This window comes from Methanosarcina hadiensis, from assembly GCF_046529725.1.
Lineage (GTDB): Archaea > Halobacteriota > Methanosarcinia > Methanosarcinales > Methanosarcinaceae > Methanosarcina > Methanosarcina hadiensis.
This window is the reverse complement of sequence record NZ_CP136241.1, coordinates 2,213,397-2,229,990: the sequence shown is the minus strand read 5'-3', so window position 1 is coordinate 2,229,990 and position 16,594 is coordinate 2,213,397. Positions and strand designations below refer to the sequence as shown.

The window sequence follows — 16,594 nt, the reverse complement described above, 5'->3', positions numbered from 1 at the left end:
TTATTGAAAATACTTTACATTTTTTAAAACATTTTAGCGGGCTCCCCCGCCTCCGCCGCCTGAGCCTCCGCCTACACCGCCTACACCGCCGCCGCTTCCGCTTGAAGACGGAGCTGAGGATGAATAAGCACTACCAAAGCCTGAACCAAACTGGCCGAAATTGTGATGCACATAGTAGAAATGGCTTGTTCTCATCTGTTCAGCAGGAACCACCAGAGACATGTTTTTAAGGACTTCTTCTGCAACCCCAAGAGCGGTTGCGTATACCAGATAGAAGTCCCAGAGCTCAATCGATTCAGGGGGGTGCTCTTTGAGCGCGGAAAAATCCGTGAGGTATTTTTTGAAGTTGTTCCAGCGTTCATAGTAGAACTTTCCTTCCGGAGTCCAGCTTCCAAGTGCTTTTTCAAATAGACCTGAGAAGATTATCATAACCAGCCCGAAAGCTGCAATCAAAACTACCAGTATATTCATGTTTGATGCCAGGGGGTATGCATCCGAAGGGAAAAACCTGGAGATTACAACAAAATAAATAATTGCTGCGATTATGGTTATCGCACCAAAAATGCCCATGTATCTGTTTCCTGTTGACCGGAAGAGTTTCTCGACTGCAATATGCCTTTCAACCTTTTTGTTCCACGCGAGCATAAAGTTATAGAAGTCGGTTCCTTTTCCAAGTTCTTTTTTCAATTTAGCCCATGAGATTCTATTACCGATAGCATGTTTCTTCAATAAATTTAATACATCTCTCTCGAAATCTGCCAGTTCTGGAAGCCTCCCTTCAGCTCCCGCATATGAATCCGGGCTTGAAAGTTCAATCAGAATGTCTTCGGACTCGGACTTAAACAAGCCAAATGCCCTGCTTTCTTCGGATGTTATGGTACGAAGAGAGATATAACCAAGGTTAGCAAGGTTCATAACCGTAGCAGTAAACCCATCTATTGTAGGGGTGCCTATTTTTCCCTGCATGATGGCATTGACTACAGCAGGCCTGGAATCGGTAGGCGGCTCTCTTTCATATATTGCTTCATAGGCTATTTTCGGTTCCCTTCCATATTTGAAATAAATAAAGAAAGGCACTGCCAGAGAAAGAAGAGCGAGGAGAGCTGTCAGATTATAAAGGACCTTTAAGATCGATCCTTTTTGTTGGTATTCATTCTCAATAGCCAGTATTTTTTCAAGCCCATCTGAGTTGTCTATCTGGACAACACTGGAATTGGGAGACTCTATTCTTGGAAAAACAACCCTGATTTCATACCATTGATTTGAAGGAATCTCTTCTGTTCTTAAATTGAGAACATTCTTTTCTACGTTAGCGAACTGAGTATAGCCCGCCGGATGTATCCAGTACTGAAGTTCGCTCTCGCTTTCAACGGGGAGCGTTATGTTTCCTGTTAAGAGCCCAAGAGGCTTCTCCCATTCTTCACCCCAGAGTTTATAATGAAACTCGGAAACATCGTTATGGACTTTAACTGCACCATAGTGGTCATAGGAAATGAAAAAAGTCACTTTTTCCGGAGCTGGAGCAGGGAGTTCGCCTATTAACTCGTATCCTTCCGGAGTCTCCACAACTCTAAAAGCACACGCTTCACCAGAACAGTATCCCTGGATATTCCGAATGGATTCTCCGGGAGATACTTCGAGAACTCTAAAAACTTCTCTATAATCTCCGTCAAATGTGTACGAAATCGATTCCTCAACATGGACCAGGCCTGCTGGATCTATGGTTATATTCGTTGTCGCTTCTTCCAGAGTGTAGTCTCTTGCACTGGCTGAAGGCACCAGGCAGAGGAGCACCAGCAGGGTAACAGTTATTATAGCTATTTTTACGGGTACAGAATCAGTATTTACTTCTCTTAAGGGCTTAAGAGAGCCTATCAAAAATCTCAACCAGATTCCTCCAACTCTATATTATGTTTAGTATATTAATATTTTATCTGAGTTTTCTTAAGAAGTAAGAAATATAAAAAAGTTGAGGAGATCTAATTCTAACCTGAAAAATCTATGTTAACTTGAAGGAATCTATGCCGAGTTGAGAAAATCTATGATGCAAGTCGGACGGATCAAGAAAAGAAAAATCTTAAAAAAATAGTTGTTTCAGCCTGTTGGCAATGGCTCTCCCAGTTTACAGCCCATGCAAGAAATCCAGATCCGTTTATTTCGTACCTCCATCCCTTTCTTCAAAACCACTTCCTGCATTGCCAGCTCCCAATTCTCCATTTCTGCCCTGATAGGGTGGAGAAGGGGTATTTTCAGATCCATTACCAGACTGGTTATAATAATAGTAGCTTATCGGATAGAATCGGCTCTCTTTTATCTGCTCAAAAGGAACGATCAGGGACATATTTTGAAAAGCCTGTTTTGCGACTCCCAGAGAAGCTGCATACGCCAGATACGAGTCCCAGGCCTTTATTGATTCAGGAGGGTATTTTTTGAGAGCAGCGAGGTCTGTTATATATTCTTTAAAATCTTTCCAGTATTCATAGCACAGGATTCCCTCAGGAGTCCAGTGCCCGAATACCTTTGTGAATACCCCGGAATTCTTTGTCAGCAGGAATCCCCAGATCCCTATCAAAGCAATCAGTGTATTGATCCCTGACACCCTGGGGAAATCATCAGAAGGAAAGTATCCAGAAACCGCAATGTAAAAAACAATTGCTGCTGCTAAAATAGCTCGAGAAAACCAGTTCATGTATGTGCTTCCAGCTGATTGGAAAAATCTGTCGATTTCAGTATGAGCCTGAACCCTTTTACCCCACGAAACATTAAATTTGTAAAAATCCGTTTTGCTTTCGAGCCCCTTTTTAAACTCTCTCCAGGATATTTTTCTTCCGGCAGCGATTTCTTTCAACAGACCAAGTATATCTTCCTCAAAGTCTTCCAGTTCTGGCAGGTCCCGTTTATTTCTGGAATGTTTCTCTTCGCCGAATTCTATCATGAAGTCTTCTTGCTCCCTGTCCAGAACATGTGCTGAGCCTGATTCCCGGGATTCCAGGTTCCGCAAAGAAATATATCCACTGTTTGCAAGGTCCATAAATGTAGCAGTAAACCCGTCCATTGTTGGGATACCCATTTTCCCTTCCATAATGGCATTGACCACAGCGGGTTTGGGATTTGAATATAGTTCTTTTTGAAGCATTCCGGGAGTCTCTGTTTCATACTTTTCTTCGCAGCTGACTCTTTCTTCATAGCTGGTTTTATTTTTATAGTCGGTTTTCTCTTCAATACTGGTTTTATCTTCATAACCTGTTTTCTCTTCATAATCCGTTTTCTCTTTATTGCCTGTTTCAGGCTCTCTTCCATATCTAAAGTATACAAGAACAGGAAATAGCAGGACAAAAACCAGGATGTAACTGGTTACTCTATAAAGGCTTTCCAGGCTCGATTCTTTCTGTTGATATTTTTTCTCAGAGGCCAGTATTTCATCAAGCTTTTCGGCATCTTCCACCTTAACAAAGCCGGAATTCTGAGATTCAACCCTTGGAAAAACCGCTTTAACCCCATACCAGTGAGAAGGAGGGATCTCTTTTGTCTTTAAATTGAGGACATTACGTTCAAGTTTATCTTCCTGAGTATAGACTGCCGGATGAGTCCAGTACAGGATTTCACTTTCGTCCTCTACCGGAAAAGTAATGTTTACTTTCAGGCTTCCGAGAGGCCTTTCCCATTCTTTTCCCCACTGCATCTGAAATTCAGAAATATCATCGTTAACCTTGACAGCTCCATAATAGTCATAAGAAATAAAAAAAGTCAAATCTGCAGGTACAGGTTCGGGAAGCTCTCCTATTAACCTGTATCCTTCTGGAGTCGTTTCAACTCTAAACTCACATGAATCGTTAGAGCAATATCCTTCGATGTTCCGAATAGATTCTCCTGTCGATGTATTAATCACCCTATAGACATAGCTGTAATCCCCGTCAAATGTGTATGAAATTGACTCCTCAATATGAGCTACACCGCCGGGATCAATGGTTATATTTGTTGTAGCTTCTTCCAGTGTGTAGTCCTTTGCACTGACCTGAGGCGTCAGAAAAAGAATAAACAATAAAGAGAGAATTATTTTCAATGCCATATAATTAATCTTTGATCCTCTAACAGGTTCAAAAGAACCATTTGAGAGTTCCAGCAAACTTCCCCTCCAGCCCCATCTTGTTCCTGTATACTGGTATTTTTAAGAATCCTCTTAAGACTTGGGTTATAGAATTAAGTTTTTTTAATCTATAATATGAGAAGAAAATCAATTTCTGAAATGTCAGGTCAAAAGTTACATTCATATTTTGATAAGCACTCAATTATATATTATTTGACAATAACACTTATTTCTACACGGATACTTTTGGAATCAGGTCGAACAAATCTGAAGCCCGGATAAAACAGCACCGTTGACACAGAGTACTTTAAACAGGATCCAGGCCCTTAGTTTTACATTCTAACATCTGAGAAGAAAATGCAAAGTAATATTTGAGTTTCAGGTGTTGAAATTGCTGGAAAAATAATATGGGAATCCATTTTACAGGAGCTGTAAAGCAAAAAGATTTGTTATATACCGCAACCGGTTATGAAAGTCTGGGAGCATGATTCTCCTGGATACACTTAATGCAACCGGTATTATGGGGATTATCCAATTCATCAATTCGTATTACAAGGAAAGAAGTAAAATGGGGACAAATAAAAAACTCCTGAAAGGGAAGACCGCTGAGTCAGATCAGGCAGAAAAAGCGTTGCAGAAGAGTGAGAAACATTACAGGACGCTTTTCACGCATATGACCGATGGTTTCGGCCTCGTAGAAGTAATCTATAATGACGATGGCAAGCCTTCGGATTATAGATACCTTGAGATAAATCCTGCCTTTAGCAAGTATCTGGGCACAGGAAAGGAACAGATGTTAGGCAGGACTATGCTGGAGGTATTCCCAAACGTAAGCCCCAAAGCTCTTGAAAAGTACCATGAGGTGGCGGTTTCAGGGCAGCCGGTTCATTTTGAGATCTTTAGCCAGGTGGCTGATAAATATCTGAATATTTATGTTTTCAGTCCTGAGAAAGGGAAATTAGCACTCATTCTTAGAGATATTACCGAGCGCAAGCAGCTTGAAGAAAAGACTCGCCAGCGAGCCGAAGAAATGGAAACAATGATGGAGGTAGCGCCGGTAGCCATATTGATCGGTCATGACCCGGAATGCAGTAATATTACAGGGAACCGAATGGCAAACGAACTTTTCAATGCCAGAGCAGGAGAAAATATCTCAGCTAAACTTACAGAGTGGATACGCTTCTTTTATAAAGGTCGCGAACTGACAGCCAGTGAATTACCTCTGCAGCAAGCCGCCTTAAAAAATACAGACATACGCGATATGGAGATAGATGTGCTGCTGCCTGGTGGAAAATGGCGGGCCATTCTAGCTTCAGCAAGCCCGCTCCATGATGTAAATGGGTGTGTGCGCGGCAGCGTGGGCTCATTTATCAATATTACCGGACGAAAGGAAGCAGAGACAAAATTAAAAGAGACTCTAGACAATTTAGAGAGACTGGTTAGAGAGCGCACAACAGAGCTTGAAAAGGCTTACAATTCCTTGAAGGAAAGCGAAATAAGACTTGCTGAAGCTCAAGAGATGGCTCATGTCGGGAACTGGGAATGGGAGATTGCGACTGACAAATCATACTGGTCTGATGAGCTGCACCGTATTTTTGGACGCAGTCTTCAGGAACCGCATCCAACTTATAGGGAATTTTTAAGTTATATACATCCCGGCGATCGAGAATATGTATATAATACTGCTGCGAAAGCCATGAAAGGAAAGCCCTACAGTATTGATTATAGAATAATAAGGGCTGATGGGGAAGAACGCATAGTCCACATGCAGTCTGAAGTCATATTTGATGAGACAAATATTCCAGTTCGGATAAAAGGAATAGTTCAGGATATTACTGAAAGGAAAAAGGCTGAAGAAACCCTTCAAAAAATGGAAAAAACCCGTATAAAGGAAATTCACCACAGGATTAAGAATAATCTGCAGGTGATCTCTTCCTTGCTGGACCTTCAGGCAGAAACATTCTCTCACCTTGAAACTTGCAAGACTCCAGACGTTGTCGAAGCTTTCATGGAAAGCCAGAGTCGCGTAGTTTCCATGGCTCTCATTCACGAAGAGTTATATTCTGGAGACAAAATTGATGAACTTGACTTCTCAGCCTATTTAAGGAAACTAACCGCAGAACTTTTTATTTCATACAATCCAGGAAAAAAGAATATCAGTTTCAAGCTGGACCTTGAGCAGGTCTATCTCAGCATGGATACTGCAATTCCTCTTGGGATTATTGTAAATGAGCTGGTTTCAAACTCCTTTAAGCACGCTTTTCCTGAAAGACGGGAAGGCGAAATCCGCATAAAACTTCTCAGAGCCGAAGATTTTACCCTTAAAAGTGATATTTCCTGTCAAAACAGGCATAATACAGGAAAAAATGATTTCCATTACATACTGGAAGTACTGGATAACGGAAAAGGAATCCCTGAAGAAATAGATTTTAAAAACTCTGATTCCCTTGGGCTTCAGCTGGTAAATATTCTTGTTGAGCAGATAGACGGCTATATAGAGCTTGAAAGAGACCATGGAACAAAATTCACTATCCGGTTTAAAAATATAGAAATATAAACCAGCCGATATTCGGACAAAATATTTTCAGTCTTTTATATCGAGTAAATTATTATAAAATAGTACGTATATACAATAACCATTCATAAAACATTTTTATGATATAAATTGGTATTCGCAGAACATTATTAATCTAAATAATCTAGAATTTCTGCTAATACAATAACCGGGCTTTTGAGATTAATGTTTGAGATTAATGTTTGAGATTAATATGGAATTAATATAAATTAATATAAATTAATATGAAATTAATATAATACATTAGTTATCCAAAAATCAATTAATCACCCTGATGTGAACAAAAGTTTTCTACCGGCTCTGGTTTGTCGGAAGAGAGATTCGTATATGCTTTCCTGAGACGGTTGAAAACTATTATAAGTTTTTGTACATTCAGGAGGAGTGGGCCAGGCTGATATTGAATTATAGTGATCCATATTGCATAGCCGGGAATCTTGAATGAAAGTACTTTGACTTTACTTTTTAAATCGGGGACAGGCAATGAAAAATAATAGTAGAAATTCTGGAATAGATACCATTGGAAATGTGTCATGGGGCGCGCACATCTGTCAGTTTTACCGGACAAAAGAAGACTTAATGGATATACTTATTCCTTATTTAAAAGCAGGGCTGGAAAATAACGAGCTATGCGTCTGGATCACACCGCAGTTCCTGGAAGTAGAAGAGGCAAAAAAAGCCCTCATAAAAGCTGTCCCTGATTTAGAGACGCATCTGGAAAAAGGACAAATTGAAATTGTTCCCTGTGATGACTGGTATCTGAAAGAAGGTATTTTTAATCCACAGAGAGCCTTAAATAATCTGGTAGAAAAAGTCAATAAGTCTCTTGCCAGTGGCTACGATGGCTTGAGATTCGTTGAGAATATTTGCCAGCTAGGAAAAGAAAGCAGGAAAGATCTGGTTAATTATGAAAGAAAGCTTGATTCCGTTACAGGCAGATATCCGGTAATAGCTCTATGCATTTATTCTCTTGATACATGCAGTGCGACCGACATAATTGAAATCGCTACAAGTCATCAGTTTATTTTGTCCAGAAAGAACGGAGAATGGGAGATAACTGAAAACTCCGGAAGAAAATGTATTGATGAGTGCGAAGATGTCAGGAAGTCGCTTCAGGAGAGCGAAGCACGGTACAGATCTCTGTATGAAAACAGCCTTGACGGTATTATGCTAACCATGCCTGACGGTACTGTTCTTTCTGCAAACCCTCAAGCATGCAGCCTCTTCGGCATGACTGAAAATGAGATCATAAAAGTGGGTAGAGAAGGTCTTGTAGTCAAGGACGAGAAACTTGAGGCTGCACTTGAGGAAAGGGATCTAACCGGCCGGATGAATGCAGAGCTAACATGCAGACGAAAAGACGGATCAACTTTCGTATGTAATGTTGCCTCTAACATTTTTACAGACGCGGATGGAACTATAAAAACGAGTATGATTGTCAGAGACATAACAGAGAACAAGCGCGCTCAAGAGACTATTCGAAAAAGTGAAGAACGCTACCGCACTCTCTTCACAAACATGACCGAGGGTTTCGTACTCGCAGAAGTGATCTTTGATGAGGACGGTAAGCCATATGACTACCGTTATCTTGAGATAAACCCTGTTTATGAGCGCAGTACAGGCTTAAAAAAAGAGCATGTACTGGGCAAATCTATCCTTGAGGTAGTGCCCGATGTTAACCCCATAATGATCAAAAAGCTGGGCGAAGTGGCACTCTCAGGCAGGCCAGCGCAATTTGAGATCTTTAGCCAGATAACAGGCAAGTACTTTGATACCCGTGTCTTCAGTCCTGAAAGAGGGAAGGTTGCAGCAACATTCAGGGACATAACAGCGAGAAAACAGGCTGAAGACGCGCTACGCGAGAGAGAATCACGGTTAAAGGTCATAGTTGCAAACTCCCCGGATATCATTTTCGAGCAGGACCGTGATTTGCGTTATATCTGGATATACAACCCTGGACACCCATTATCCGTACCGGATGTGATAGGCAAAACAGATTCTGACCTGGTGCCGCCGGACCAGGCACAGCAGCTTGAGGAAATTAAGCGGCGGGTGCTTGAGACCGGAATGCGTGAACAGGATCTCCTGCAGCTATCCCCTGGCGGTGAAACGCGATGTTTTGAAGCTATCTATGAGCCGCGCTATGATGCAAACGGGCAGATAATCAGCATACTCTCTTACACTCGTGATGTCACTGAACGCAAACAGATGGAAAAAGAGCTGCAGGAAAGTGAGCGCCAGCAGCGGGAGCTGGCACAATCTATAGAGGTTGAAAGGGCTCGGCTGGCAGCCATTCTGGAGAATCTGCCTGTGGGGGTATGGATTGCGGACCGGAGTGGTCATCTCACCGGGAAAAACAGGGAAGCTGATCGTATCTGGGCTGGTGATGCTCCGCTTTTAGAGAGTATTGACGACTATGCAGAGTATACCGCCTGGCATGCTGATAACGGCAAACTGCTGGCACCGGAGGAATATCCTGTAGCCAGAGCACTGCTAACAGGGCAGCCTGTTGAGCCTGTTGAACTGCGCATTCGTCGCTTGAATGGCATCGAAGGAGTGGTCCTTGTTTCTGCGGTACCGATTAAAGACAGCCAGGGTCATCTAATTGGAGCTGTTGGAATTAATCTGGACATCACGAGGCTCAAACAAACTGAGAAAGAGCTGCAGGAAAGCGAGGAAAATTACCGGAATATTGTAGAGACAGCCAGTGAAGGTATATGGATTGGTGATACTGAAGCCAGGACAGTTTACGTTAATAAAAGATTGACTGAGATGCTGGGATATACTCAGGAGGAGATGACTGGCAAATTTGCCTGGGACTTTGCAGATGAGGACGAAAAGCCAGTTGTCAAAAAGAATATTGGAAGGAGACGGGAAGGTATAGATGAAAGGTATGAGTTTAAATTTATACGTAAAGATGGCTCGCCTTTATGGGTAATCGTAAGTTCCAAAGCCCTCTTTGATAAAGCTGGCAAATTCACAGGCTCTATGAGCCTGCTCACCGATATTACCGCACGGAAAGAAGCAGAAGCTAAGTTGAAAGAAACTCTGGACAATCTGGAAGAAAAAGTTAAAGAACGAACAATGCAGCTTGAAAAAGCTTATAAATCGCTGGAAGAGAACGAAAAGAATCTTGCTGAAGCCCAGAGAATGGCACGTCTTGGAAACTGGAACTGGGACGGTCTAACTAATAGAATATACCTGTCTGATGAAGCTTATCGGATCTTTGGACTTAAGCCACAAGAGCTTGAAATGAATTTCAGCAAATTTTTAAGTTATGTACATCCTGATGATCAGGTATACCTGAATAAAGTTATTAAAAAAGCGTTGGGTGGAGAGTCCTATAGCATCGATTTCAGAATAATTTTAACTGGAGGAGAAGAGCGTGTGGTACATGCGCAGGGTGAAGCTATCCCTGATGCAAAAAGTACTCCTTTTCCGATTAGAGGAACAATTCAGGACATCACAGAGCGTAAAAGGGTTGAAGATAAACTCAGATCAAGCGAAGAAAAATACCGCTCATTCATAGAAAACTTTAAGGGAATTGCTTTTCAGGCAGATGAGAGTTTCGTTCCGGTCTTCATGCACGGGACTGTTGAAGAGATTACAGGATACAGTGAAGAAGAATTCATGTCCAAACAGCGCTGGAAGGATATTATTCATCCAGAAGACCTGCCCCACATCTACAAAGAAGAGGAAAAGGTCCGGGATTCTCCATATAGAGCTTCTGGAGAAATCGATTTCCGGATAATTCACAGGGATGGGAAAATAAAATGGGTGCATGAAATCTATCAGAAGATTCCTGGAAATGATAGGACTCCGGATAGGTATCAGGGTGCAATATATGACATTACCGGGAGGAAAGAGGCTGAAGAAGCCCTGGCAAAAACGGAGAAAATCCGCATAAAAGAAATCCATCACAGGATTAAGAATAATTTGCAGGTGATTTCGTCCTTACTTGACCTGCAGGCAGAAACATTCTCTAAACTTGAGGTTTGCAAGACTCCTGAGGTTGTCGAGGCTTTTGTGGAAAGCCAGAATCGAGTAGTTTCCATGGCTCTTATTCACGAGGAGCTGTATAAAGGTGATAAAATTGATACCCTTGACTTTTCGGCTTACCTGAGAAAGTTAACCGAAGAGCTCTTCAGTTCGTATAACCCGGGAAATAAATATATCAGTTTCAAGCTTGACCTTGAGCAGGTGGATCTCAGCATGGATACTGCAATTCCTCTTGGAATAGTTGTAAACGAACTGGTCTCAAACTCTTTTAAACATGCCATCCCTGCTGGAGGAAAAGGAGAAATCCGGATAAGCCTTCAAAAAGCCGATGAATCTGCTGCCAGGAGCGGGATTCTAGCTTCAGAAAAGGAATGTATGCAAAGAAACGGTTTCCAATATATACTCACAGTATCGGATAATGGAAAAGGTGTTCCCGAAGGGGTGAATATTGAGAGTTCGAATTCTCTTGGACTCCAGCTGGTAAACATTCTTGTTGAACAAATAGACGGATGCATAGAACTTGAGAGAGACCAGGGAGCAAAATTCACAATATTATTTAGTGATCTCGAAACGTGAGATAACTGCTACTTTAAGAAGGCACACTTTTTTCTTCTTTTTCTTCTTTTTCCTATTTTCCTGCTATTCTCTCTTTTTTTCTTCTCTTTTCTTCTAGAGAGCCTTTGATTGGGCAAAGCTTTAAATCGAATGATTCAGTTGTATCGCATGTTTCATTTTCGGGATTAGGTCCCGTTGGGATGTGGTCCTGCTGGCAGGGCTGAACCGTGAAACATAAGTGAAACTTGGTGTTTAAATTGGTAAAATCTTTTTACGGATACGTACGTGATGCATGGAAAAACCCTGATGAGACCTATGTGAACGAACTCCGCTGGGAGCGTTTGCAGGTCTGGAGAAAGCAGGGATCCGTGACCAGAATTGAAAGGCCCACAAGAATCGACAGAGCACGCTCCCTTGGATATAAAGCCAAGCAGGGCATTGTTGTCGTCAGGGTAAATGTACGCCGCGGAGGGCTTGGTCATGTAAGGCCTAACCGTGGAAGAAGGACCCAGAAGATGGGGAAGAACAAGGTCTCAGGCGGGATGAGCATCCAGAGAATCGCTGAAGCCCGTGCCGACCGAAAGTACCCGAACCTTGAGGTCCTTAACTCCTACTGGGTAGGAGAAGACGGAAAACACAAGTGGTTTGAAGTCATCCTTGTAGACCCGCACCACCCTGTAATAAAGAGTGACAAGAACCTGAACTGGGTCTGCGACCCGTCCATCAGGGGCAGGGCCACAAGGGGCAAGACCAGTGCAGGCCGGAAAGGCAGAGGCATGTCCACGCGCGGCAAGGGTACTGAAAAGACCAGGCCGAGCATCCGTGCGCACAAGAGTCGAGGCAAGTGATTCACCACATAACAATGCGTGTGATCGCCCACGCAACCGAAGACACATCCAGAGTCCGCGAGGCTCTGGATTTTTTTTTATCCGGTGCCGGCGTAAAGGAAGGGAGTAAACTTATAGAAGAGCTCCAGGCTGAAGGGCACCACGGAAATCCTATTACTATTCTTAGCGTGCAGCTTAAGAGAAAGGCAGACTGCCTGAACTTTGCTCATTTTGTCCGCGGAAACTTTTCGGAAGAAGATGTGGATATGCTCAGGGAAGAAATGCCTGAAAGGCTGGACGATGATATGGTTTTTCACCTCCGCTTCGACAAGCAGGCTGCATACCTGCAGCAGGTAAAACTGACTAACTCTTCGGATGCTATCATTGCAAAGGTCAAGATTGAGACCTATCCGAAGAACAGGGAAAAAGCCGGAGCCATAGTGGAGGAATTATTTGGGTAAACCGAAATTTTATGATTTTTGCGTTCATGCAGCTCCGGATGGGGACAATACTATAGAAGAACTGGCTCATCTTGCCCGGCATTTCGGGTACAGCGGGATTGCCCTTGCCAACCATTCCGATAAACTCCCAGATAAAAAACCGGTTCTGCCTTCATTAGAAGGATTTGAGGTTTTCAGGGGAATTGAGGTTGTGGAAGAAAACCCTTCAAAACTGCACAATTTGATTGGAAAATTCAGGAACTCAACTGATGTCCTGATCGTGCACGGAGGCTCCGAAGCAGTCAACAGGGCTGCGCTTGAAAATTCCAGGGTGGATATTCTTAACCATCCTGCGTTTGACAGGAGCAGCGGGTTGAACCAGGTGCTGGCAAAATCGGCCGCAGAAAACAACGTTGCAATAGGCATAACCCTGAGGCCTCTTTTACATTCCCGGGGTTCAAGGCGCATCCGTATGCTGTCTGACCTTAAGGCGAACCTTGAGCTTGTCAGAAAATATGATGTCTCTCTTGTACTGTGCAGTGATGCTGTGTCCTGTTATGACCTGCGCTCCCCAATGGAAGTCCTTGCTTTTGCTGAAGTCTGCGGGCTTGAAGAAAGCGAGGCGCTTGATGCCATAAGCACTGTCCCGGAAAAAATCATAAAAAAGAACCGCCCCGGTCCGGGATATGTAAGGGAAGGGATTGAAGTCCTTGAAGGGGAGGATATATTTTGAAGCGCCTGCTCCCTTCACTCCGCGCCAAAAAGCGCTATCTCGCTTTTGAGCTGATCTCGGAAGAACCTGCGAGCAGAAGTGACATTGTTAAAGAGGTTATGTCTTCTGCGTCCTTTTTGCTCGGAGACATTACAACCAGTGACTGTGATATTAAGGTGCTGGGATTTGAAAACGGAAAAGGAATTATCCAGTGCTCTCACACAAAGGTTAAGGAAACAAGAGCCTCTATTGCTGCTCTGACACGGATTAACGGAAAAAGGGCTACTCTTCATGTCCTGGGGACTTCAGGTACTGTTAAAAGGGCTACGGAAAAGTTTCTGCAGGATGAAGGCTAATCCAGTTGCAGGATAAAGAGTAATCCAGTTGCAGGATGAAGGCTAATTCAGCTCCTGAAATCTTAGTCAGGTTTTCGGAGCAGTTAAGATTCTGAAAATAACAAGGCTCCAGGAGCTGGTTCATAACCCGTAAAGCAAAATAAAGGTTCCAGAAATTACCGGGTGTCGAAGCCCTGGTTTAAACTCAGGTGTTAGATTATAGTTTAAATCCGGGTTTGGAACTCTCAGTTCTATACTGATTGTTACATTGAATTAAATTGATATTACAGTAATATAACAGTAATATTACATTGATATCACAGTAATAATTACAGTAATATTACACTGGTTTATTCTGCAGTTATTCGACACATATAAGTGGGTTTATGCGGAGACTGTCTGGCATAACACTATTTATTTAAAAGCTGAACCTGCACTATCCTGCTTAAATCTTAATTTAAAAACAATACTATGTATTCTTTACATACGATGAGCATAAAATGACTCATAGGGTTTATATGCTGCCTTGCTTATATCCGATCTTGTTTATATTAAATAAGACCCGGAGATCTGCCTTAAGCAGTAAAAGAAATCCGCAGTATAATTATTAGCAAGTAATAATCAGCCCGCCAGTACTGACCAGCCAGTACTGATCAGCCACTAATAATCAGTCAGTACCGGGTATAATCATTTGATGTAATTATTTAAAATAATCATTTAATGTAATTATTTTAAATAGTTCTTTAATGTATTTAGTTCAAAATAATTTCAGACTGAAATTCATACGGGTTGAAAACTGCAGAAATTGTCGTTTAAGCTGTCTAATATATACTACAATGAATGAGTATTAGTGTAACTAAGTATAATATTGATTGGCAGAACTGATTGACAGAAGAGCTGCTGTGCAGGAACTCATAGTAGTTTGTGCATAAGAGGCCCAGGGTATGGATCTGAGACATTCCAGAATTTCGGTTTAGAGGGATTGCAGGGGAAATTCTTCCTTACAGGTTTCGAATCTGGCATTAAACGCCAGAAAAGCCCCGGACTCTCATAAGCATTATAACTGAGTAAATACACTTTATTTACGGACATAGTTAACATTGGAATGGACTTTCAGACTCTGTAAAGTCTGTAATATAAATCGAAGTACGTGAATCCAGGTTGTACCTGGAAAATGTAATTTACAGAGTAGAAGTGCCTTTAAACTCCCTGTAACCGGGGTATTTTTCCGCTGGTTTCGTCCAAAAATCGGTTCAGGATCAGAAGTCTCGCATAAAATGCTAAAAACTCTAATAAGGAAGAAATACGTTATAGGGAATCAAAAATCGGTTTCCTTACCTGAACAATGGGTATGGGGCTTTCTGTCCTGAGCTTTCAGGAAATCCGTTTAGATATAATGCTTACAACCAAAGCCTTTTTTGGGCATGCGGTGGTTTAGCTCAAAATTCTGCGGATTTGAGATCCCTGAGGAAAAGTGACCGGTTTCTGGCCGGGAAGAATTAAAACAATATGGAATAATAAATTAAGGCAAGGAGATACGGAATATGCAGATGGCACCACAGATGGGTTATGACAGGGCAATTACGGTTTTTAGCCCTGACGGAAGACTTTTCCAGGTAGAATATGCCCGCGAAGCGGTCAAAAGGGGAACAACAGCCGTGGGAATCAAAGCAGCCGATGGGGTAGTGCTGCTGGTTGACAAGCGGATAACAAGCAGGCTTGTAGAAGCCGAATCAATCGAAAAGATATTCCAGATTGACGACCATATAGGAGCCGCAACCTCAGGGCTTGTGGCAGATGCCCGCTCTCTTGTTGACAGAGCCCGTGTAGAAGCCCAGGTAAACAGGGTTTCATATGACGAACTCATAGGTGTTGAGGTTATCTCCAAAAAAATCTGTGACCACAAGCAGACATACACCCAGTACGGAGGAGTTCGCCCGTACGGAACTGCACTCCTGATTGCAGGCGTGGACGACAACAAGCCAAGGCTCTTTGAGACTGACCCGAGCGGGGCTCTCCTTGAGTACAAGGCAACGGCCATAGGTGCAGGCAGAAATGCAGTTGTTGAGGTTTTTGAAGCAGACTACAGGGAAGATATGAATATTAATGCTGCTATCCTCCTTGGTATGGATGCGCTCTATAAAGCTGCTGAAGGTAAGTTCGATGCCGGAACCCTTGAGGTGGGCGTTGTGTCCCTTCAGGATAAGAAATTCAGGAAATTAAGCCCTGAAGAAGTTGAGAGCTATGTTCAGCAGATCCTTGAGAAACACAAGGGAGCAGAAAACAAAGAATAAGATCTATAAACATTTAGAGAATGAGTAGTCAGAGATCTGATTCTCAAACTTTATGTTTTAGAGAAGGTATTCGAAAATGGTGTCCCTGGACGAGGCAGTGACTGCCCGGCTTAAAAGAGGCAGCAAACATTTCGAAGTCCTGGTCGAGCCCGAAGGGGCTCTGGCCTATAAGCGAGGTGAAGAAGTAAACCTCGAAGACATTCTGGCAGTTGAAACTATCTTCGAAGATGCAAACCGAGGGGACCGGGCTGCAGAGTCCGATATTATCAGCTCTTTTGAGACAACTGACCCCTTCCAGATTGCTGCCGTAATTCTGAAGAGCGGAGAGCTTCAGCTTACCGCTGAACAAAGAAAGCGAATGCTTGAAGAGAAAAAGAAAAAGGTTATCTATACCATTTCCAGAAATGCTATAAACCCTCAGACTAGAGCGCCCCACCCTCCCGCAAGAATCGAAAGAGCGATGGAAGAGGCAAAGGTGCATATAGACCCCTTAAAAAGCGTGGATCAGCTGGTAGCCATTACGATGAAAGCCATTCGCCCGCTTATCCCTATACGCTTTGAAGAAATTAATATTGCTGTAAAAATCCCTCCCGAATATGCCCCCAAGGCATACGGAGATATTTCCAAAGCCGGAACCATTACAAAAGAAGAATGGCAGCGTGACGGCTCATGGATTGCAGTTGTAAGGATTCCTGCGGGAATTCAGACTGATTTTTACGCTCTTATAAATCATCTCACGAAGGGAGAGGCTCAGACTAAACTTTTATAAGAGG

Annotated in this window: 10 protein-coding genes; 8 read left to right on the top strand and 2 right to left on the bottom strand. The window is 42.7% G+C overall.

Annotated features, from left to right (window positions below; all coding sequences use genetic code 11):
• Positions 1-33: 33 nt before the first annotated feature.
• Together RSJ42_RS09400 and RSJ42_RS09395 are read right to left on the bottom strand one after the other, a co-directional pair.
• Entirely contained in the window at positions 34-1,887 is a 1,854-nt protein-coding gene (locus RSJ42_RS09400; protein WP_410507044.1) for a DUF2207 domain-containing protein, read from the bottom strand.
• A gap of 265 nt (positions 1,888-2,152) precedes the next feature.
• On the bottom strand, positions 2,153-4,126 hold the full coding sequence (locus RSJ42_RS09395) for a DUF2207 domain-containing protein (protein ID WP_410507043.1): 1,974 nt from the start codon (positions 4,124-4,126) through the stop codon (positions 2,153-2,155).
• Positions 4,127-4,571: 445 nt separating this feature from the next.
• Between RSJ42_RS09395 and RSJ42_RS09390 the strand changes: the two genes are divergently transcribed.
• The 8 genes from RSJ42_RS09390 to RSJ42_RS09355 all read left to right on the top strand — a co-directional run bounded on the left by RSJ42_RS09390 (position 4,572) and on the right by RSJ42_RS09355 (position 16,590).
• Entirely contained in the window at positions 4,572-6,644 is a 2,073-nt protein-coding gene (locus RSJ42_RS09390; protein WP_410507042.1) for a PAS domain S-box protein, read from the top strand.
• 498 nt (positions 6,645-7,142) lie between these two features.
• Positions 7,143-11,234, top strand: a complete 4,092-nt coding sequence (locus tag RSJ42_RS09385; protein WP_410507041.1) for a PAS domain S-box protein — start codon at positions 7,143-7,145, stop codon at positions 11,232-11,234.
• 236 nt (positions 11,235-11,470) lie between these two features.
• The gene (locus RSJ42_RS09380) at positions 11,471-12,061 is read left to right on the top strand and encodes a 50S ribosomal protein L15e (RefSeq protein ID WP_410507040.1); all 591 of its coding nucleotides are present in this window, start codon (positions 11,471-11,473) and stop codon (positions 12,059-12,061) included.
• Positions 12,058-12,501 carry an RNA-binding protein gene (locus RSJ42_RS09375; RefSeq protein ID WP_410507039.1) on the top strand — a complete coding sequence of 148 codons (444 nt, stop codon included), beginning with the start codon at positions 12,058-12,060 and terminating at the stop codon, positions 12,499-12,501. Before RSJ42_RS09380 ends, RSJ42_RS09375 begins: the two co-directional genes overlap by 4 nt.
• Positions 12,494-13,213 carry a ribonuclease P protein component 3 gene (gene rnp3 / locus RSJ42_RS09370; RefSeq protein WP_410507038.1) on the top strand — a complete coding sequence of 240 codons (720 nt, stop codon included), beginning with the start codon at positions 12,494-12,496 and terminating at the stop codon, positions 13,211-13,213. Before RSJ42_RS09375 ends, rnp3 begins: the two co-directional genes overlap by 8 nt.
• Positions 13,210-13,548, top strand: coding sequence for an Rpp14/Pop5 family protein (locus tag RSJ42_RS09365; RefSeq protein ID WP_410507037.1), 339 nt, complete (start codon positions 13,210-13,212; stop codon positions 13,546-13,548). Before rnp3 ends, RSJ42_RS09365 begins: the two co-directional genes overlap by 4 nt.
• 1,523 nt (positions 13,549-15,071) lie before the next feature.
• Positions 15,072-15,821 carry an archaeal proteasome endopeptidase complex subunit alpha gene (gene psmA / locus RSJ42_RS09360; RefSeq protein ID WP_410507036.1) on the top strand — a complete coding sequence of 250 codons (750 nt, stop codon included), beginning with the start codon at positions 15,072-15,074 and terminating at the stop codon, positions 15,819-15,821.
• A 76-nt stretch (positions 15,822-15,897) separates the two neighbouring features.
• The gene (locus RSJ42_RS09355) at positions 15,898-16,590 is read left to right on the top strand and encodes a ribosome assembly factor SBDS (RefSeq protein WP_410507035.1); all 693 of its coding nucleotides are present in this window, start codon (positions 15,898-15,900) and stop codon (positions 16,588-16,590) included.
• Positions 16,591-16,594 lie beyond the last annotated feature (4 nt).